This window comes from Curtobacterium sp. 'Ferrero', assembly GCF_002412165.1.
Classification (GTDB): Bacteria; Actinomycetota; Actinomycetes; order Actinomycetales; family Microbacteriaceae; genus Curtobacterium.
The window spans coordinates 19,539-37,751 of record NZ_NXIA01000012.1 but is presented as its reverse complement, the minus strand read 5'-3'; the positions used below and the strand labels follow the sequence as shown (position 1 = coordinate 37,751).

Annotated in this window: 19 protein-coding genes and 2 tRNA genes; 16 read left to right on the top strand and 5 right to left on the bottom strand. The window is 70.6% G+C overall.

Annotation, left to right across the window (positions count from 1 at the left end):
* Positions 1–8 precede the first annotated feature (8 nt).
* Genes Csp2054_RS11495 through Csp2054_RS11485 form a run of 3 tightly spaced genes read left to right on the top strand, consistent with a single transcriptional unit; the run spans position 9 to position 3,074 of the window.
* Positions 9–1,505, top strand: a complete 1,497-nt coding sequence (locus Csp2054_RS11495) for a sensor histidine kinase (protein WP_096899453.1) — start codon at positions 9–11, stop codon at positions 1,503–1,505.
* A gap of 18 nt (positions 1,506–1,523) precedes the next feature.
* The gene (locus Csp2054_RS11490; protein ID WP_096899452.1) at positions 1,524–2,186 is read left to right on the top strand and encodes a response regulator transcription factor; all 663 of its coding nucleotides are present in this window, start codon (positions 1,524–1,526) and stop codon (positions 2,184–2,186) included.
* A 24-nt stretch (positions 2,187–2,210) separates the two neighbouring features.
* Entirely contained in the window at positions 2,211–3,074 is an 864-nt protein-coding gene (locus Csp2054_RS11485; protein ID WP_096899451.1) for an EamA family transporter, read from the top strand.
* 106 nt (positions 3,075–3,180) lie between these two features.
* Here the strand turns inward: Csp2054_RS11485 and Csp2054_RS18145 are convergent, their stop codons facing one another.
* Entirely contained in the window at positions 3,181–3,333 is a 153-nt protein-coding gene (locus tag Csp2054_RS18145; RefSeq protein WP_176491672.1) for a hypothetical protein, read from the bottom strand.
* A gap of 117 nt (positions 3,334–3,450) precedes the next feature.
* The gene (locus Csp2054_RS11480) at positions 3,451–4,506 is read right to left on the bottom strand and encodes a LacI family DNA-binding transcriptional regulator (protein ID WP_096899450.1); all 1,056 of its coding nucleotides are present in this window, start codon (positions 4,504–4,506) and stop codon (positions 3,451–3,453) included.
* Between the two features lie 101 nt (positions 4,507–4,607).
* On the opposite strand from Csp2054_RS11480, the gene Csp2054_RS11475 reads away from it, so the two are divergent.
* From Csp2054_RS11475 to Csp2054_RS11445, 7 genes are all read left to right on the top strand, one after another.
* Positions 4,608–5,900, top strand: coding sequence for an ABC transporter substrate-binding protein (locus Csp2054_RS11475; protein ID WP_096899449.1), 1,293 nt, complete (start codon positions 4,608–4,610; stop codon positions 5,898–5,900).
* Positions 5,900–6,772 carry a carbohydrate ABC transporter permease gene (locus Csp2054_RS11470; RefSeq protein ID WP_096899448.1) on the top strand — a complete coding sequence of 291 codons (873 nt, stop codon included), beginning with the start codon at positions 5,900–5,902 and terminating at the stop codon, positions 6,770–6,772. Before Csp2054_RS11475 ends, Csp2054_RS11470 begins: the two co-directional genes overlap by 1 nt.
* Positions 6,769–7,731: a carbohydrate ABC transporter permease gene (locus tag Csp2054_RS11465; protein ID WP_217990914.1), complete on the top strand. Its 963-nt coding sequence runs from the start codon at positions 6,769–6,771 to the stop codon at positions 7,729–7,731. Before Csp2054_RS11470 ends, Csp2054_RS11465 begins: the two co-directional genes overlap by 4 nt.
* Positions 7,731–9,080, top strand: a complete 1,350-nt coding sequence (locus tag Csp2054_RS11460; protein ID WP_096899447.1) for a glycoside hydrolase 5 family protein — start codon at positions 7,731–7,733, stop codon at positions 9,078–9,080. Before Csp2054_RS11465 ends, Csp2054_RS11460 begins: the two co-directional genes overlap by 1 nt.
* A 91-nt stretch (positions 9,081–9,171) precedes the next feature.
* The gene (locus tag Csp2054_RS11455) at positions 9,172–12,228 is read left to right on the top strand and encodes an alpha-mannosidase (RefSeq protein ID WP_096899446.1); all 3,057 of its coding nucleotides are present in this window, start codon (positions 9,172–9,174) and stop codon (positions 12,226–12,228) included.
* A 104-nt stretch (positions 12,229–12,332) separates the two neighbouring features.
* Positions 12,333–13,292: an endo-beta-N-acetylglucosaminidase H gene (locus tag Csp2054_RS11450; RefSeq protein ID WP_096899445.1), complete on the top strand. Its 960-nt coding sequence runs from the start codon at positions 12,333–12,335 to the stop codon at positions 13,290–13,292.
* A gap of 268 nt (positions 13,293–13,560) precedes the next feature.
* On the top strand, positions 13,561–13,851 hold the full coding sequence (locus Csp2054_RS11445; protein WP_096899444.1) for a DUF1905 domain-containing protein: 291 nt from the start codon (positions 13,561–13,563) through the stop codon (positions 13,849–13,851).
* Positions 13,852–13,854: 3 nt separating this feature from the next.
* Here the strand turns inward: Csp2054_RS11445 and Csp2054_RS11440 are convergent, their stop codons facing one another.
* Both Csp2054_RS11440 and Csp2054_RS11435 read right to left on the bottom strand, forming a co-directional pair.
* Entirely contained in the window at positions 13,855–14,091 is a 237-nt protein-coding gene (locus Csp2054_RS11440) for a hypothetical protein (RefSeq protein WP_096899443.1), read from the bottom strand.
* On the bottom strand, positions 14,088–14,684 hold the full coding sequence (locus Csp2054_RS11435; protein ID WP_096899442.1) for an ArsR/SmtB family transcription factor: 597 nt from the start codon (positions 14,682–14,684) through the stop codon (positions 14,088–14,090). The genes Csp2054_RS11440 and Csp2054_RS11435 overlap by 4 nt, the downstream gene beginning before the upstream one ends.
* A 316-nt stretch (positions 14,685–15,000) precedes the next feature.
* On the opposite strand from Csp2054_RS11435, the gene Csp2054_RS18550 reads away from it, so the two are divergent.
* Both Csp2054_RS18550 and Csp2054_RS18545 read left to right on the top strand, forming a co-directional pair.
* On the top strand, positions 15,001–15,132 hold the full coding sequence (locus Csp2054_RS18550) for a hypothetical protein (RefSeq protein WP_255252715.1): 132 nt from the start codon (positions 15,001–15,003) through the stop codon (positions 15,130–15,132).
* Positions 15,129–15,290 (top strand): DUF1905 domain-containing protein, encoded by a 162-nt coding sequence (locus Csp2054_RS18545; RefSeq protein ID WP_255252714.1) that lies wholly within the window; start codon positions 15,129–15,131, stop codon positions 15,288–15,290. The genes Csp2054_RS18550 and Csp2054_RS18545 overlap by 4 nt, the downstream gene beginning before the upstream one ends.
* 119 nt (positions 15,291–15,409) lie before the next feature.
* On the opposite strand, the gene Csp2054_RS11425 is transcribed toward Csp2054_RS18545, so the two are convergent.
* Positions 15,410–15,480: transfer RNA gene (locus Csp2054_RS11425), tRNA-Gly, on the bottom strand.
* 81 nt (positions 15,481–15,561) lie between these two features.
* On the opposite strand from Csp2054_RS11425, the gene Csp2054_RS11420 reads away from it, so the two are divergent.
* The 4 genes from Csp2054_RS11420 to Csp2054_RS11405 all read left to right on the top strand — a co-directional run bounded on the left by Csp2054_RS11420 (position 15,562) and on the right by Csp2054_RS11405 (position 18,202).
* Complete coding sequence (locus Csp2054_RS11420) at positions 15,562–15,825, top strand: hypothetical protein (RefSeq protein ID WP_096899441.1); 264 nt, start codon at positions 15,562–15,564, stop codon at positions 15,823–15,825.
* 136 nt (positions 15,826–15,961) lie between these two features.
* Positions 15,962–16,038: transfer RNA gene (locus Csp2054_RS11415), tRNA-Pro, on the top strand.
* Positions 16,039–16,074: 36 nt separating this feature from the next.
* Positions 16,075–17,403, top strand: a complete 1,329-nt coding sequence (gene tig, locus Csp2054_RS11410; RefSeq protein ID WP_096899440.1) for a trigger factor — start codon at positions 16,075–16,077, stop codon at positions 17,401–17,403.
* 169 nt (positions 17,404–17,572) lie between these two features.
* Complete coding sequence (locus Csp2054_RS11405) at positions 17,573–18,202, top strand: ATP-dependent Clp protease proteolytic subunit (protein ID WP_058725495.1); 630 nt, start codon at positions 17,573–17,575, stop codon at positions 18,200–18,202.
* Positions 18,203–18,213 lie beyond the last annotated feature (11 nt).

Sequence of the window (18,213 nt, the reverse complement as noted above, 5' to 3'; positions counted from 1 at the left end):
TGGGTGTCATGACCGACACCGCACGCCTCGACCAGGCCGAGACCGTCCCGCTCGACGACCCGCTGCCGACAGGAGCCACACGACCCATGCCCGAGCAGCCGACCCCGCCGCCCGGGTGGCAGGGGACCCCGCCCGCCAGCGCGACCGGCACCGGCGGCGGTACCGGCACCGGCGGTGGCACGGGGTCCGGGATGACGGCCGGCGCGGTCTACCGCGAGGCCTGGCGACGCTTCCCCCGTGACCTCGGCTACATGGCACTCACCGCGGTGCTGCTCGGCACGCTGTACGCGGCGTTCCCCGCGGCGGTGTTCGGCGGCGGGTTCCGCGACCTCTTCAACCCGTTCGTGCTGCTGATGTTCTTCATCGCGCTCTTCGTGGCGCGGTGGCTCGGCCAGTTCGAGAAGCTCCGCATCGGGTGGGCGGACAAGCGTCCGATCCGCCCGGTCGACTGGACGCCGCGCTGGCAGCAGAACTGGTGGACCCGCACCGGTTCGGCCGTCGCGAACCCGCACTACTGGCTGTACCTGCTGCACGCCGCCGTCGTGTACCCGATCGCCGCGTTCGTCACGGTCGGGGCGGGAGCGCTCCTCGTCCTCGGCTTCACCTGGCCGATCGCGATCGGCGGGATCGGGCTGCTGAACCGCGTCACCGCGGGGTACTCCGGCGGCCTCACCACGACGTCGGTGGTCGGGCTCGCGGCGCTCGGGCTGCTGTCGATGGCTGCCTCGGTCGCCCTCGCCCCGCTCTGGGCGCGCGGCTCGGTGATCGCGCACTGGTGGATCGACGCCGGGCTGCTCGGCGGGTTCCGCGCCGAGGTGCTCGAGCGGCGCGTGGCGGGTCTCCAGGCCTCGCGTGCGGGTGCGGTGACGGCGGAGGGGCAGGCGCTCCGGCAGATCGAGCGCGACTTGCACGACGGCCCGCAGCAGCGCCTCGTGCGGCTCCGGATGGACCTGTCCGCCGCCGAGCGCGCCGTCGACAAGGACCCGGCGAAGGCCCGGCAGCTCATCGCCGAGGCATCGACCCACGCCCAGGACGCGCTCGACGAACTCCGAGCGTTGTCGCGCGGGTTCGCCCCGCCGATCCTGCTCGACCGTGGTCTGGGCGCGGCACTCGAGGCCCTGGTCGCGCGCACCCCGGTCCCGACCGGACTCGAGGTCCGCCTGCCCGAGGGGCTGGAACTCGCGACCGAGGTCCAGCGGAACGTGTACTTCACCGTGAGCGAGCTCCTCACGAACACCGCCAAGCACGCCGGCGCCTCGACCGCGGCCGTCTACCTCGGCCTCGTCGTCGACGCCTCGGGCGTCTGGTACCTGACGGTCAGCGTGACCGACGACGGCCGCGGTGGTGCCCGCCCGGAGGAGGGCCACGGCATCGAGGGGCTGATGGGTCGGATGCGCGCCCTCGACGGCGAGCTCACGGTGTCGAGCCCCGCGGGCGGCCCGACCGAGGCCACCGCCCGGATCCCGCTCGGTGCGCTGAGCGGGGTCCCGGTGCAGCACCGGTAGGTCGGTAGGATCGTCGGCATGAGCGACGGCCCGGGTGCAGCACGCATCCGGGCCGTCGTCGTCGACGACGCCGTGCTCCTCCGGGAAGGGCTGGCCCGGGTGCTCGACGAGGCCGGCATCGAGGTGGTCGCGCAGCACGCCGACGCGGAGTCCTTCCTCGCGACCCTGCCGGACGCCGCACCCGACGTCGTCGTGATGGACGTCCGGATGCCGCCGACGTTCACCGACGAGGGCGTCCGCGCGGCCGTCGAGACCCGGCGGGTGAGTCCCGGCACCGGGGTGCTCCTGCTGTCGCAGTACGTCGAGGCTGCGTACGCCGAGGACGTCCTCGCCGCCGGCGCGACCGGGATCGGCTACCTGCTCAAGGACCGCGTCACCCGGCTCGAGGAGATCGACGACGCGGTCCGTCGGGTCGCCGCGGGCGGGACAGTCCTCGACCCCGAGGTCGTCACGCAGCTGATGGGCCGACGCCGTGACCCGCTCGAGGCCCTGACACCCCGCGAGCGCGACGTCCTCGGGCTCATGGCCGAGGGACGCACGAACCAGGCCATCGCCCGCACCCTCGTGATCGGCACCGGCGCGGTGGAGAAACACGTCACGAACATCTTCGGCAAGCTCGGGCTCGAGGACACGGGGGAGGACCACCGTCGAGTCCTCGCCGTGCTCGCCTACCTCGGCTGACACCGGCACCGACCCCGAAACCTCGTGACACGCGTCCCCGCCCCGCTCCTCGCCCTCGCGGCGATCGTCTCCGTCCAGCTCGGCGCGGCGATCGCGAAGACGCGCTTCGACGAGGTCGGGTCGGTCGGCGCCGCGACCCTCCGGCTCGTGATCGGCGCGGTCGTCCTCGCACTCGTCGTCCGGCCCCGTGTCCGGCGCTGGTCGCGGCCGCAGTGGTTGGGAGCGCTGGCGCTCGGGGTCGCACTCGGCGGGATGAACGTCTGCATCTACGTCGCCTTCGCGAGCATCCCGATCGGCGTCGCCGTCACGATCGAGTTCCTCGGACCGCTCACCCTGTCGCTCGTGCACACCCGACGCTGGCGAGACGCACTCTGGGCAGCGCTGGCGCTCGCGGGCGTCGTGCTGCTCGGGATCGGGCCGTCGGCCGTCACCTCGGCGACCGGCGTCGTCTTCGCGGTGCTGGCCGCGGCGTGCTGGGCAGGCTACATCGTGATGAACCGGCACGTCGGGCAGGCGATCCCCGGCGTGGACGGCCTCGCGGTGTCGATGCTCGTCGCGATGGTCGTGGCGCTGCCGTTCGGCGCGCGTGCGGCCGTGCGCGGGATCGTCGCCGATCCGTCGCTGCTGCTCGTGTTCGGCGCGGTCGCGGTGCTGTCGAGCGTGTTGCCCTACGCGCTCGAGATGCTCGCGCTGCGCCGGATGCCGACGCGCGTGTTCGGGGTGCTGCAGAGCACCGGACCGGCGGTCGCGGCCCTCGCGGGACTGCTCGTGCTCGCCGAGGGGCTCTCCGTGCTGGAGGTGGCGGCGCTCGTCTGCGTGACGGTCGCGAGCATCGGGGTCACGCTGTCCGCGCGCCGACGGCGCGGCGTCCTCCCGCCGGCGGTCTGACGGGCCGCGCGCAGCGCGGCCGGGGGCCCGGACTCGGACTGGAGGCCCGCATCACGTTCCGTGCGGACGGAACGCGCGCAGGGCCTCCAGTCCGGACAAGACCCGCCTACTCGTCGCGGAGGAAGTCCGCGTACGTGGGCTCGGACTGCTCACCCGACAGGAGTGCCGGGTCGTTGACCCGTCGCTCCACGTAGGCCGAGATGACCTCGGGTGGGGTGAGCACGTGCGCCACCCAGGACGGCACCTCACTCTTCTTCATGGTGCCTCCTTCCAGTACGTCGTTCGACCCATCGAAAGTCTCGATGATCGAGTTACTTGCTGTACCGGTGTGGCGTAAACGATCCTCGCCCTGGAGGCGCATGTCAACGCAGTGCGCTCAGCGGACTCCACCTGCCGCACCGGAGCGGGGGACGGGCCCCGTCGACTCCCGGACGCTGAGCGTCAACGCGGGTCCGGCGAGCGACGGGAGCGGTGCGTCGGCGTCGATCTGGGCGCGGAGGAGCGTCGCGGCCCGCTGGCCGAGGTCGACCGTGTCGCGGGTGAGCGAGGTGATCGACGGGCGGACGAGCCGGATCATCGCGGAGTCGTCGAACGACACGATCGAGACCTCGCCCGGGACCTGGACGCCCATCTCGCTCGCGACGCCGAGGCCGGCCACGGCGAGCACGTCGTTGTCGTACACGATCGCGGTCGGGCGGACCTGCCGCGACAGCAGCGCGCGCGTCGCGGCGGCCCCCGCCTCGGCCGAGTAGTCGGTCGGGACCGACGCGGCGTCGTCGAACTCGCCCGAGGCGGCGAACGCCCTGACCCGTTCGATCCGCATGGCGGTGTGCTCGAACTCGGGGCGCCCGGCGACGTGCGCGATGCGGCGGTGGCCAAGCGCGTGCAGGTACCGCAGCACCGTGTCGGCCGCGTCCGAGTCGTCGATCCAGACGGTCGGCGCGGTGCCGGCCGGGGAGGGGTGTGAGCCGACGACCACGGTGGGCATGCCGAGCTCGGCCAGGAGTGTCAGGCGAGGGTCCTCGCGGCGTGGGTCGATGAGGATCACCCCGTCGACCCGGTGTCCGCGCCACCAGTCCCGGTAGGTCGCGAGTTCCTCGTCCGCGTCGCGTGCGACGAGGAGGTTCATCCCGACGTGGCTGCCCGCGAGCCCGAGCTGGATGCCGGAGATGAGGTCGCCGAAGAACGACTCGGTGCCGAGCGTCCGTGCCGGGCGGTTCAGGACGAACCCGATCGACCCGGCACGCGCACCCCCGAGTGCCCGGGCCGCGGAGTGGGGCTGCCAGTCGAGTGCCCGGGCGATCTCCTGCACCCGTCGACGGGTGTCGTCCGAGACCCCGGGACGGTCGTTGAGCGCGAACGAGACCGCGCTGATGGACACGCCCGCGCGTGCTGCGATGTCGGCGATCGTCGTCCGACGGTTCTTGACCACGGGCTTGACTATAGCGCTTTAGTCGGTCACCATCGCTGCATTCGACGGGTTCGGCGACAGGGACTGAACCGGTTCAGCAGGACGACGAAGGAGTCAGATCCATGAGGACCACCAGAACAGCGACGCGGGGCCGTGCAGCAGCCCTCCTCGCGACCGCCGCGGCGACGGCGCTCGTGCTCACCGGCTGCTCGAGCGGCAGCGGTGCGACGAGCAGCAGCAGCGGGAAGATCGACGGCACGATCACGCTGCAGACCTGGGCGCTCACGCCGACGTACACGGACTACCTCAACGGCGTCATCACGGGGTTCGAGAAGGAGCACCCGGACGCCAAGGTGAAGCTGCAGGACCAGCCGGGCGACGGCTACGCGGACAAGGTGCTCAGCCAGGCCTCGTCGAACACGCTGCCGGACGTCATCAACCTGCCGCCGGACATCGCCCTGCCGCTCGCGAAGCGCGGCTACCTGCAGGACGTGTCGAAGGACGACAGCAAGCTCGCGAGCACCTACGTCTCCGGCGCGCTCGACTCGTACGAGTACAAGGGCCTCGACGGCACGTACGGCTACCCGTGGTACCTCAACACAGACGTCGACTACTGGAACAAGTCGATGTTCGACAAGTGCGGTCTCGACGCGTCCAACCCGCCGGCCACCACCGACGAGCTGTTCACGCAGGCGAAGACCATGCACGAGAACTGCCCGACCGACTACCTGATGAGCCGCAAGCCCGGCCTCGGCGACTTCACGCTCGCCGGCGTCAAGGTGCTCAACGGCGACGGCACCAAGTTCGTGTTCGCGGACTCGTCGAAGGCGGCCGACCTCATCGACCGCTACAAGACCGCGTACCAGGACGGCTACATGCCCTCCAACGTCCTGAACAGCGACTACCTCGGCAACTCGACGCTCTTCACGCAGCAGAAGGTCGCCTGGACGACCGGTGGCGCGACCGCGCTGAGCGACATGATCAAGAACAACCCGTCGCTCAAGGGCAACGTCGTCGTCAGCCCGGCGCTCGACACCCCGCCGCTGTACGTGCAGGGCCTGTCGGTGTCGTCGAAGTCGAAGCACCTCGCCACCGCCGAGGCGTTCGCGCAGTACATGACGAACGCGAAGAACCAGGAGGCGTTCGCACACCTGGTGAACATCTTCCCGTCGACGACCTCGTCGCAGTCCGACCCGTACTTCTCGAAGGACGACGGCACCGTGAACGGCAAGGCCCGCGTGCTCGCGAACGAGGCGCTCAAGCAGGCGAAGGTCCTCAACCCGGTCCAGGCGAACTCCGCGATGACGGACTTCCTCGACCAGCAGATCGCCCTCGCCATGAAGGGCCAGGTCAGCGCGAAGCAGGCCCTCGAGACCGCGCAGACCAAGATGAACACCCTGCTGGCGAACAGCTGATGCGCGCCAACCGCTGGTTCACGCCCTGGCTCCTGGTCCTGCCGGCACTCGTCTGGCTCGTCGGGTTCAGCCTCTGGCCGTCGATCAACACCGTCCGGCTGTCGTTCACGAACGCCAGCCCGCTCGGGGGCGTGAGCCAGTGGGTGGGCCTCGCGAACTTCCGGACCCTGCTCGCGGACCCGCAGGTGTGGGAGGCGCTCCTCAACAGCGTCATCTACATGGCGATCTGCCTGCCGCTGCTCACGATCCTGCCGCTGCTCATCGCGGTGCTCGTGCAGCAGAAGCTCCCCGGGATCGCGTTCTTCCGCACGGCGTACTACACGCCCGTGATCGCCTCCGCGGTCGTCGTCGGCCTGATCTGGACCTGGATCCTCGACGACCGCGGGGTCATCAACGAGATCGTGAAGGCCCTCGGCGGCGCGGGCATCCCGTTCCTCACCGACCGGTGGCTGCTGCTCATCAGCGCGATCAGCCTCACCGTCTGGAAGGGCCTCGGCTACTACATGATCATCTTCCTCGCGGCGCTCGGGAACGTCGGCAAGGACCTCCACGAAGCGGCGGCGCTCGACGGCGCCGGAGCCGTGCGGCGGTTCTGGTCGGTCACGATGCCCGGCGTCCGCGGGACGATGACCCTCGTCGGCATCCTCGTGTGCGTCTCGGCGCTCCGGGTCTTCAGCGAGCTCTACATCCTCACCAACGGCACGGGTGGCCCCGGCGGGCAGGACAACTCGCTCGTCATGCTCATCCAGCAGTACGCCCGCGGGTTCACCGGCAACCTCGGCTACGCGTCCGCCCTGAGCCTCCTGCTCTTCGTCGTGACGCTCATCCCGATGCTCGCCCTCGCCCGCATGAACAGCAAGGCCGACAAGTGACGAACACGACCAGCACCGAACCCGCCCTGACCGGCGCCCGCGGTGCCGCCAGCCCGACGCCGGACGTGACCGGCGCGACCCGGCCGGGTGGTGCCTCCCGGCCGCCCCGCGGGCGACGCCGCGTCGTCTGGGGCGTCATGTCCACCCGCGAGAAGGTGGTCCGCTACGTCCTGCTCGTGGTGGTGCTCTTCATCACGATCGGGCCGTTCCTCTGGCAGCTGTCCACCTCGCTCAAGGGCGCGGGCGAGGACATCTACACCGCGAACCCGTCGTTCATCCCGACCGAGCCGACCATCGAGAACTACCTCAAGGTGGCCGCGGCGATCCCGGTCTGGCGGTACATCGGCAACTCGCTGCTCGTCGCCGCGATCGACGTGTTCGGCAACATCGTCTTCGCGACCCTCGCCGGGTTCGCCCTCGCCCGACTGCAGTGGCGCTACCGGAAGGTCGTGCTCGGCCTGTTCCTCGCCACCCTCGTGCTGCCGGGCGAGGCGACGATCATCAGCCAGTTCGTCACCGTGAAGGACCTCGGCCTCGCCGACAACCTCGTCGGCGTCGCCCTGCCCGGCATGATCGCGGCGCTCAACGTCCTGCTCATGTTCAACGCGTTCCGACAGATCCCCGAGGAGATCGACCAGGCCGCGGTGATGGACGGCGCGAACGCGATGCAGCGCCTCCGGTACATCGCGCTGCCGGCCGTGCAGGGGACCATCGCGGTGATCGCGATCTTCTCGTTCATCGGCGCGTGGGACGACTTCCTCTGGCCGCTCATCGTGCTCCAGTCGCCGCAGAACCTCACCCTGACGGTCGGCCTGCAGTACCTCCAGGGCACGTTCGCCACCGACCAGCGGATGATCGCGGCCGGCACCATGATCGCGTTCATCCCGATCGCGGTGATCTTCGCGGTGCTGCAGCGGTTCTTCTTCAAGGGCGTCGAAGAGGGCGGTGTGAAGGGCTGATGCGGTTCGGCGTCAACTACACCCCGGCCGTCGGCTGGTTCCACTCCTGGCTCGACTTCTCGGCGTCGGACACGGCGCGGGACCTCGAGGCGATCGCCTCGCTCGGAGCGGACCACGTCCGGATCTTCCCGCTCTGGCCTGTCGTGCAGCCGAACCGGACGCTCATCCGGGCATCGGCACTGCGCGACGTCGCGACGGTCGTCGACATCGCCGGATCGTTCGGGCTCGACGTCAACGTCGACGCCCTGCAGGGACACCTGTCGAGCTTCGACTTCGTCCCGTCGTGGCTCGACAGCTGGCACCGCCGGAACATGTTCACCGACCCGGACGTCGTCGCGTCGACCGCCGCGTACGTCGAGGCGCTCGCCGGATCGGTCGCGGACCGCCCGAACCTGCTCGGCATGTCGATCGGCAACGAGGTCAACCAGTTCGCGCACGCACCGCACCCCGCCCCGCACGACATCACGGCGGAGCAGGGGCACGCGTGGGCGGCGGCGATGGTCGCCGCGGCGCGGCGGGGACTCGGACGGGAGGCCCGGCTCGGGTCCGGCACGTCGGTCGCCTCCGACGCCGGGTCGCGCCCAGGGCCGCTGGTGACGGTCGCGCAGTACGACGCGGCCTGGTACGACGACGCGCAGCCCTTCGGGCCGGAGCACGCGGCGGACCACGGTGACGCCACGATCACGCACTCGTGGGTGTTCAACGGCACGGCCACGCTGCACGGTCCGCTCGGCGCCGGGTCCGTCCGGCACGGCGAGTACCTGCTCCAGCTCGCCGCGGCGTGGAACCGCGAGCCCGACCGGCCGAACTGGCTGCAGGAGGTCGGCGCCCCGACGAACGTCGTCCCGGCGGACCAGGCGGCGTCGTTCACGGAGCAGACGATCCGGCACGTGCTCGGCGCGCAACAGCTCCTCGGCGTGACCTGGTGGTGTTCGCACGACGTCTCCCGGTCGCTCGCGGACTTCCCCGAGCTCGAGTACGACCTCGGGCTGTTCACGAACGACGGCGCGCTGAAGCCCGCGGGGGAGGCGTTCGCGGCGCTCGCCCGTGCGGGAGTGCCGTCGCCGGCGGAGCCCCCGTCGACCGCGCTCGTGCTCGACGACGTGCTCGACGACGGCGCGCCCCGGTACGGCACCCGGGCCGACTGCGCGCCCGGCGGACGGTTCGCCGCCGCGTGGCTCGCGCTCGCCGAGTCGTCCGCTGACGGCCGCGGCCCGCAGGTGCTCCTGCGTTCCCGACTCGCCGACGAGGCACTCCGCACCGCGCGGGGGATCACCACCATCGTGGACGTGCCGGGTGACCTCGACGGCACCGCCCTGACGGTCGCCCACCCCGCCACCATGCCCTGACCGGGCGACGCCTGCCCCGGGCGACGCCCCCGACCATCCCATCCGCCCTGCTGCCGGCAGCGACGCCGACCCTCCCTCCCGGAAGGACCCCATGCACGACGACATCCCCCTCACCACCGGACGCGCCCGACGGGTCCTCGACGAGCGGATCCTGCCCGCCGTGCACGCCACGGCGACACCGCTCGACACCGCCTGGCACGAGTTGCCGGGGGAGCCGATCCCGCCCGCGTCCGGCCTGCAGCTCGACTTCGAGCCGTACGAGGTCGGCACGACGTGGGGTGCGGCGTGGGGCACGACGTGGTTCCGGCTGAGCGGCACCGTGCCGGCCGAGTGGGCCGGGCGTCGCGTGGAGGCCGTGATCGACCTCGGCTTCGACAAGAACATGCCGGGCTTCCAGTGCGAGGGCCTGGTGTACCTCGCCGACGGCACCCCGGTGAAGTCGATCAACCCGCGCAACCAGTGGGTCCTCGTCGCCGAGGAGGCCGCGGGCGGCGAGACCGTGGAGCTCTTCGTCGAGGCCGCGTCGAACCCGGTCCTGCTCGACTACCACCCCTTCCTCGTCACGCACGAGGGCGACATCGAGACCTCGTCCCCGAAGCGCCTCTACACCTCGCGCCGCATGGACCTCGCCGTGTTCGAGTCCGAGGTGCACGAGCTCGCGCTCGACCTCGAGGTGCTGCTCGAACTCCAGGCGCAGCTGTCCGACGGACCCCGACGGATGCGCATCCTGCAGGCCCTCGACGACGCCCTCGACCGGCTCGACCTGCAGCACATCCCGGAGACCGCTGCCGACGCCCGTGCGGCGCTCGCCGAGGTCCTGGCGGCGCCGGCCGACGCGTCCGCCCACACGATCTCGGCGATCGGCCACGCGCACATCGACTCCGCCTGGCTCTGGCCGGTCCGCGAGACGATCCGGAAGGTCGCCCGCACGACGTCGACGATGACCGAGCTCATCGACCAGACCGACGACTTCCTGTACGGCATGTCGAGCGCGCAGCAGTACGCGTGGATCAAGGAGCACCGGCCCGAGGTGTACGCCCGGGTGCGGGCCGCTGTCGAGGCCGGTCGGTTCCTGCCGCTCGGGGGCATGTGGGTGGAGTCCGACACGGTGATGCCGACGGGCGAGAGCATCGTGCGGCAGTTCTCGCAGGGCCAGCGGTTCTTCGAGCGGGAGTTCGGGATCCGACCGAAGGGCGTCTGGCTGCCGGACAGCTTCGGCTACTCGCCGGCCCTGCCGCAGCTCATGCGCCGCGCGGGCTTCGAGTGGTTCTTCACGCAGAAGATCTCGTGGAACCAGGTGAACAAGTTCCCGCACCACACGTTCCTCTGGGAGGGCATCGACGGCTCGCGGGTGTTCTCGCACTTCCCGTCGATGGACACCTACAACTCCCGGCTCTCCGGCGAAGAGGTCGCGAAGGCCTCCCGGCAGTTCCGCGAGAACCGGCTGGCGACGGGCTCCATCGCGCCCGTCGGGTGGGGTGACGGCGGCGGTGGGACCACCCGCGAGATGACCGGCACGGCCGCGCGGCTCGCCGACCTCGAGGGCAGCGCCAAGGTCCGCTGGGAGCACCCGGACGCGTTCTTCGAGCGGGCGAAGTCCGAGCTGCCGAACCCGCCGGTGTGGGTGGGGGAGCTCTACCTCGAGCTCCACCGCGCCACCCTGACCAGCCAGCACCAGACCAAGCAGGGCAACCGCCGCTGCGAGCAGCTCCTGATCGAGGCCGAGCTGTGGGCAGCGACCGCCGCCGCCCGCACCGACTTCGCGTACCCGTACGACGAGCTCGACGCGCTGTGGCAGCAGGTCCTCCTGCAGCAGTTCCACGACATCCTCCCGGGCACCTCGATCGCCTGGGTGCACCGCGAAGCGGTCGCGAAGTACGCCGAGACTGCAGCCGCACTGTCGGCGATCATCGAGCGGGCGCTGTCGGCGCTCGCCGGTGTCGGCGACGCGACCGTCGTGGTCAACCCGGCCCCGTTCCTCCAGGCCGGCGCACCCGCGCAGGGCGCGATCGCGGCGACCGACGTGGCGGCGACGAACCCGGTGTCGCTCGCCGAGCAGGACGGCGGGTACGTCCTGACGAACGAGCTGGTCCGGGTCGTCGTCGACGGCCGTGGCCTCGTGACGAGTGCCGTCGACCTGACCACCGGACGCGAGGCGATCGCACCCGGGCAGGTCGCGAACCTGCTCCAGCTCCACCAGGACTTCCCGAACATGTGGGACGCGTGGGACGTCGACCGCTACTACCGCAACCGGGTCGAGGACCTCGTCGACGTCACCTCGCTCGCCGCCTCGGTCGACGTCGACGGCACCGCGCGGGTCACCGTCGCCCGGGCGTTCGGCAACTCGACCGTCACGCAGGAGATCACGCTCGCCCCGGGTTCCCGCACGGTCGAGTTCGCGCAGGTCACCGACTGGCACGAGACCGAGAAGTTCCTCAAGGTGGCGTTCCCGCTCGACGTCCGGGCGGAGCACACCGTCGCCGAGACCCAGTTCGGTGCGCAGAAGCGGGTGACCCACACGAACACCTCGTGGGAGGCCGCGAAGTTCGAGACCTCGATGCACCGGTACGTCCTCGTGGAGGAGCCCGGGTTCGGCGTCGCACTGGTGAACGACTCGATCCACGGGTTCGACACGACTCGTGACGCCGTCGACGGCCACGTCACCACGACCGTGCGGCTCTCGCTGCTCCGCGCGCCGCGGTTCCCCGACCCCGAGACCGACCAGGGTGTGCAGACGCACCGGTACGGGATCGTCATCGGGACCGACCAGCTCGGCGCCACGGCGGCCGGAGTCGTCATGAACGCCCCCGCACGCACGGTCACGGGTGCGCAGGGGTTCGCGCCGCTCGTGCAGGTCTCCGGCGACATCGTGCTGTCGAGCGTCAAGCTCGCCGACGACCGCTCGGGTGACCTGGTCGTCCGCGTGTACGAGCCGTCCGGACGCCGGGGGACCGGCGGCATCGCGGTGCCCGGGGCCGGTGCGGGGCCCGCCTCGGGCGCGGTCTTCGGCGATCCGGTCGAGGTCACGCTGCTCGAGGAGCCCGACGCGGCCCTGCCCGGTGTGGCCTCGGTCACCGACGGCGTCGCCGCGTTCCCGGTCGATGCGTACGAGGTGCGCACGTTCCGCTTCCCACGGACCGACGCCTGAGACTCCGCCGCCGGGGCTTCGGGTGCCCCGGCGGCGGCCTGGTCGGCGCTCGCCGACCCCCGGTCGGCACCCGTCGGCCGGTTCATCACTCGAAGAGGAGTGTCATGAAGAAGTCCACGAAGCTCAGCATCGTCGCGGCGATCGCCGCGATGGTGGCGGCACCGCTGGTGCCGGCCGCGGCCTCGGCGGCGCCGTCGCCCACGGGACTGGCGCACGGCGTCGGCGCGCACCACGGTGTCGGTCACGGCAAGCAGCCCCACGCCGCCCCGACCAAGGCGGGGCCGACGAGCATCGCCTACGTCGAGGTCAACAACGACCAGCTGTCGAACGTCGGCCGGTACACCCTGGCGAACGGCGCGAACGCGTTCGACGTGGCGATCATCTTCGCCGCGAACATCAACTGGGACGGGTCGAAGGCGGTCCTGTACAACAACGAGAACGTGCAGCGCACACTCGACGACGCCGCGACGCAGATCCGCCCGCTGCAGGCGAAGGGCATCAAGGTCTCGCTGTCGATCCTCGGCAACCACCAGGGCGCCGGGATCGCGAACTTCCCGACGCAGGCTGCCGCGGCGGACTTCGCGGCACAGGTCTCCGCGACCGTGGCGAAGTACGGGCTCGACGGCGTCGACCTCGACGACGAGTACTCCGACTACGGCACGAACGGCACCCCGCAGCCGAACCAGCAGTCCATCGGGTGGCTGATCAGCGCCCTCCGCGCGGACATGCCCGGCAAGCTCATCTCGTTCTACGACATCGGCCCGGCTTCGGACGCCCTGTCGTCGTCGAGCCCGGCCATCGGCTCGCAGCTCGACTACGCCTGGAACCCGTACTACGGCACCTACTCGGCGCCGTCGATCCCGGGCCTGACGAAGGCGCAGCTCTCGGCGGCCGCGGTCGACATCCAGAACACCCCGCAGTTGACCGCCGTGTCCCTGGCAGAGCGCACCAAGGCGGACGGGTACGGCGTCTTCATGACGTACAACCTGCCGGACGGTGACGTCTCGCCGTACGTCTCGTCGTTCACGCAGGTCCTCTACGGGCAGGCCGCGACGTACCACTGACACGCGTCGTCCCGACGGCTCGCTCTGCGCGCCCCGCGCCCCGCGTCTCCGGCACCGGCCCGGAGGCGCGGGGGTGCGTCCGTCCCGCCGGCGCGCGTCGGACCTGGCACCGGCCTGGAGGCGCGGAGTGCGCCCGTCCCGTCGGCGTGCGTCGGACATGACCTCGGCTTCGTTTGGCCGATCCGGTGCACGATCCTCGGGATCCGCGCACCGGATCGGCCATCGCCGGATCCGGGAACCGGCTCGCCCGACGTCGTACGATCGCCGCGTGGAGATCGAGTTCGACGGCGAGGTCATCGAGTGGCGCGGCCCGGCGCCGTTCTTCTACGCCGTCGTGCCGCCCGACGCTGCCGAGACGATCCACGAGCTCGCGCCGATGCTCACCTACGGGTGGGGTGTGATCCCGGCCAACGTGTCGATCGGCAGCGTGACGTGGATGACCTCGCTGTTCCCGAAGGACGGCGGCTACCTCGTGCCGCTCCGTGCCGTCGAGCGACGTCGTGCGGGTGTCGAGCTCGGCGACGTCCCGCACGTGACGCTCACCCTCGGCGACGCCTGACGGTCACCAGCGCCGCGTGACCTGCACCCGGACGAGGTCGGTCGTCGCGCTCGTCAGCGGCGGAGTGTCGACGCCGGCAGCCCGGCGCAGGGCGTGCTCGCGGTCGGCGGCTGCTCGGAGGGCGCGGCGCTCGGCGTGCCGGATGCTCCAGCGGACGAGGGCCAGACCGAGCCGGTTGGTCAGGACCTCGACGGTGGAGACCGGGGGCGTCGGGAGCGTGCGCGGCTGGTAGGTGGTCACGGCTGCTGCTCCTCGTGGTCGTCGATGATCGGGACGGTGCGTACCTGGGTGAAGACGCGCCGGACCCCCTCCGGGAGGTCGACGACACGACCGCGCACGGCGCGGTAGCGGTCGACGACCGCTGCGATCTCCTGCCACATCGCGTCGTACTCGTCCGGTGTCAGGGCGAGGTATGTGCTCGAACCCGAGACCCCCCGCCACTCCGCGGGCACCGACTGCTGGTCGCGGGTCGTCCAGTCGCGGACCAGGTCGTTCTCGGAGTCCTGCAGGGCGAGTGCGGCGAGCTGCGTCGCGGTCTGCTCGGCAGGGGAGGGGGCGCCGGCTCCGGAGCTCCCGATGGTGAACCGGCCCTCGGTGCGCTGCCACCACCGATCGCGGGCGGTCCCGCGGTCCGGGAGCTCGTGCACGAGGCCGTGCTTCTCGAGTTGGCGGAGGTGGTAGCTCGTCGAGCCGCTGGACTCGCCGAGCCGCGCGCCGAGGGTCGTCGCCGTGGAGGGCCCGTGCTGCGACAGCAGGTCGAGCAGCCGGGCGCGGAGTGGGTGCGCCAGTGCCTTGAGGGCCGCGACGTCGAGGACGCGGGGTTCGTGGGTCATGCCGGTGAGCCTACACCGCAAAGAAGCATTTGCAAACACTTCTTTGCATAGTCATCAGCTTCCTGCTGCGGTGCTGACAACGGTGGCGACACGCTCCGCAGCGTCGGACGTTGCGAGGAAGACCTGGCCGTTCGTCCAGGCGATGCGCCGTGCTGGTGTTGGTGCTGGTGCTGATCCGGGTTCGCCCCGGGTCCGTTGTGCGCGCGCGTTCTGATTCGGCCGTGGCCGATCCGGTGCACGACCCTCGGGATCCGCGCACCGGATCGGCCAACTGTCGATCCGCAGATCGGTCCGCCCGACGTCGTGCGATCGCCGCGTGGAGATCGAGTTCGACGGCGAGGTCATCGAGTGGCGCGGCCCGGCGCCGTTCTTCTACGCCGTCGTGCCATCAGACGCTGCCGAGACGATCCACGATCTCGCGCCGATGCTCACCTACGGGTGGGCGTGATCCCGGCCCGCGTGTCGATCGGCACGGTGTCGTGGACGACCTCGCTCTTCCCGAAGGACGGCGGGTACCTCCTGCCGCTCCGGGCTGTCGAGCGTCGTCGTGCCGAGGTCGAGCTCGGTGACCGCCCGCACGTCACGCCCACCTTCGGCGACGCCTGAGGGGTTCAGAGCCGAGACCCGCCCGTGGGGGGTGTGGAGAGATGACGGAGATCGAGCTCCGTCACCGCGACCAGAGCGGGAGCGCAGCGCCTGACGAGCACGGGCGATGACGAGCACGGAGGGGATGACGGGAATCGAACCCGCGTAGCCAGTTTGGAAGACTGGGGCTCTACCATTGAGCTACATCCCCGCGGCTGCGCACGAGTCGCAGCCCGACCATCGTAGCGGACGAACAGCGACCGACATGCCACCCCACGACGGACGCTCTCGCGTGGTCCTCCCACCGAGTGACCGCGACGCGCGACGGATCCGGTGGTCGCGGGTCGTCTCCTACGTGCTGGTGGTCCTCGCGGCCGTGGTGTTCTCGCTGCGACCGGCGCTGTTCGGGGATCCACAGGGCCAGCCCGTGCACGCGCTCCTGCACGTCTGGCGGATCGTCCTCGGCGTCGTGCTCGTGCTGGCCGCCGCTGCCGTGCAGGTCCTCGTCGGGTTCCGGTGGCGGCGGGACCTGCGCCGGCGCGCCGAGGGCGACTGATCCTCCACAGGCCCGTCCGGACGACCCGGATCCACGACGCTCCAGACCTCCAGGGAACCCGGGACCGCCGGACCGCTAGACTCATCGGGGTCGTCCGCGCCGTCAGGCGTGCGCGCCCACCCCTGGCCCAGTCAAACGGGGCGTAGCTCAGCTTGGTAGAGCGCCCGCTTTGGGAGCGGGAGGTCGCAGGTTCAAATCCTGTCGCCCCGACCAGGTCCACAAGAACGTCAACCAACAGGAGTACATCCCTTGGCCACCAGCACCGTCGACAAGCTGAGCGACACCCGCGTCAAGCTCACCGTGAACGTGACGCCGGAAGACCTCAAGCCGAGCATCGACCACGCGTACAAGCACATCGCCGAGCAGATCAACATCCCGGGCTTCCGCAAGGGCAAGGTCCCGCCGGCGATCGTCGACCAGCGTGTCGGCCGTGGCGAGGTCCTGAACCACGCCGTCGGCGACGCGATCGACACCTTCTACCGCCAGGCGGTGGAGGAGCAGGAGCTGCGCATCCTCGGCCGTGCCGAGGCGGACGTCGCCGAGCTCCCGAACGTCAAGGACTTCACGGGCGACCTCGTCCTCACCTTCGAGGTCGACGTCCGTCCGGAGTTCGACCTCCCCGACTACGCGAACTACGAGCTCACGGTCGACGCCGTGGACGTCACCGACGACGAGATCGAGGAGGAGCTGCAGAACCTGCGCACCCGCTTCGGCACGCTCGTCACGGTCGACCGTCCGGCGACCAAGGGCGACTTCGCGCAGATCGACCTCACCGCCACCATCGGCGACGACGAGGTCGACTCGGCCACGGGCGTCTCCTACGAGATCGGTTCGGGCGACCTGCTCGAGGGCATCGACGAGGCGCTCGAGTCGCTCACCGCCGGTGAGTCGACGACCTTCGAGTCGACGCTCGTCGGTGGCGACCGCGAGGGCGAGACCGCGCAGATCGCCGTGACCGTCACCGCCGTCAAGGAGCGCGAGCTCCCCGAGGCCGACGACGAGTTCGCGCAGATCGCGAGCCAGTTCGACACGATCGACGAGCTCAAGGCGGACCTCAAGGAGCAGATCGCGAAGTCGAAGACCTTCGGCCAGGGCGCCGCCGCCCGCGACAAGCTCGTCGAGAAGCTCATCGAGGACGTGGACATCCCGATCTCGGAGAAGCTCATCGAGGACGAGGTGCACCGCCACCTCGAGCAGGAGAACCGCCTCGAGGACGACGAGCACCGCAAGGAGGTCGCCGAGTCCAGCGAGAAGGCCTTCCGCTCGCAGATCCTCCTCGACGCGATCGCCGAGAAGGAAGAGATCCAGGTCTCGCAGGAGGAGCTCACGCAGTACCTCATCCAGGCCGCCGCGCAGTACGGCATGGAGCCGACCGAGTTCATCCGCGTCATCGACCAGAACGGGCAGATCCCGGGCATGGTCGGCGAGGTGGCCCGCTCGAAGGCCGTCGCGACCGTCCTCTCCAAGGTGACCGTCAAGGACTCCAACGGCGACGCCGTCGACCTCTCCGCCTTCACCGCGGGTGTCGCGCAGACCGCCTCGGACGACGAGACGACCCCGGCGGAGGACGCCGAGTAGGCGCTCCGACCAACGGCCCACGGGCCGGACGGGAGGCGCGGTGCCAGCTGGCACCGCGCCTCCCGTCCGTTGTGGGGCGCGTCACGACCGCCCAGAGCGAACACACGCGAAGTGGTGCGTTGCACCCGATAAGTTCGACATCAAGCGACAACTGAACGGGAGCTTTTCCATGGCCGAAGCGACACTGAACCCCAGTGTTTTTGACCGCCTTCTGAGAGACCGGATCGTGTGGCTCGGCTCCGAGGTCCGCGACGACAACTCGAACGAGATCGCAGCGAAGCTGCTGATGCTCGCGGCCGAGGACCCTGAGAAGGACATCTACCTCTACATCAACTCGCCCGGTGGCTCGATCACCGCCGGCATGGCGATCTACGACACGATGCAGTTCGTGCCGAACGACATCGTCACGGTGGGCATCGGCCTCGCCGCCTCGATGGGGCAGTTCCTGCTCTCGTCGGGCACCCCGGGCAAGCGCTACATCACCCCGAACGCGCGCGTGCTGCTGCACCAGCCGTCGGGTGGCTTCGGAGGCACCGCTGCCGACATCCAGACGCAGGCGAAGGTCATCCTCGACATGAAGCAGCGGATGGCCGAGCTCACGGCGGAGCAGACCGGCAAGTCGATCGAGCAGATCCTCAAGGACAACGACCGCGACAACTGGTTCACGGCACAGGAGGCCCTCGAGTACGGCTTCGTCGACCACCTCCGTGGTTCGGCGGCCGAGGTCGTCGGCGGCGGCGGAACCGTCGGCGACGGCGAGACCCCCACCGACGCGGCCGAGCCCGGCGCCCAGTCCTGACCCGACCCACC

Coding starts and splice junctions, on each gene's coding strand:
- Csp2054_RS11435 (WP_096899442.1), bottom strand. CDS start 14,684: ATGACCCACGAACCCCGCGTCCTCGACGTCGCGGCCCTCAAGGCACTG.
- Csp2054_RS11475 (WP_096899449.1), top strand. CDS start 4,608: ATGAGGACCACCAGAACAGCGACGCGGGGCCGTGCAGCAGCCCTCCTC.
- Csp2054_RS11450 (WP_096899445.1), top strand. CDS start 12,333: ATGAAGAAGTCCACGAAGCTCAGCATCGTCGCGGCGATCGCCGCGATG.
- Csp2054_RS11490 (WP_096899452.1), top strand. CDS start 1,524: ATGAGCGACGGCCCGGGTGCAGCACGCATCCGGGCCGTCGTCGTCGAC.
- Csp2054_RS18145 (WP_176491672.1), bottom strand. CDS start 3,333: ATGAAGAAGAGTGAGGTGCCGTCCTGGGTGGCGCACGTGCTCACCCCA.
- Csp2054_RS11455 (WP_096899446.1), top strand. CDS start 9,172: ATGCACGACGACATCCCCCTCACCACCGGACGCGCCCGACGGGTCCTC.
- Csp2054_RS11470 (WP_096899448.1), top strand. CDS start 5,900: ATGCGCGCCAACCGCTGGTTCACGCCCTGGCTCCTGGTCCTGCCGGCA.
- Csp2054_RS11495 (WP_096899453.1), top strand. CDS start 9: ATGACCGACACCGCACGCCTCGACCAGGCCGAGACCGTCCCGCTCGAC.
- Csp2054_RS11405 (WP_058725495.1), top strand. CDS start 17,573: ATGGCCGAAGCGACACTGAACCCCAGTGTTTTTGACCGCCTTCTGAGA.
- Csp2054_RS11460 (WP_096899447.1), top strand. CDS start 7,731: ATGCGGTTCGGCGTCAACTACACCCCGGCCGTCGGCTGGTTCCACTCC.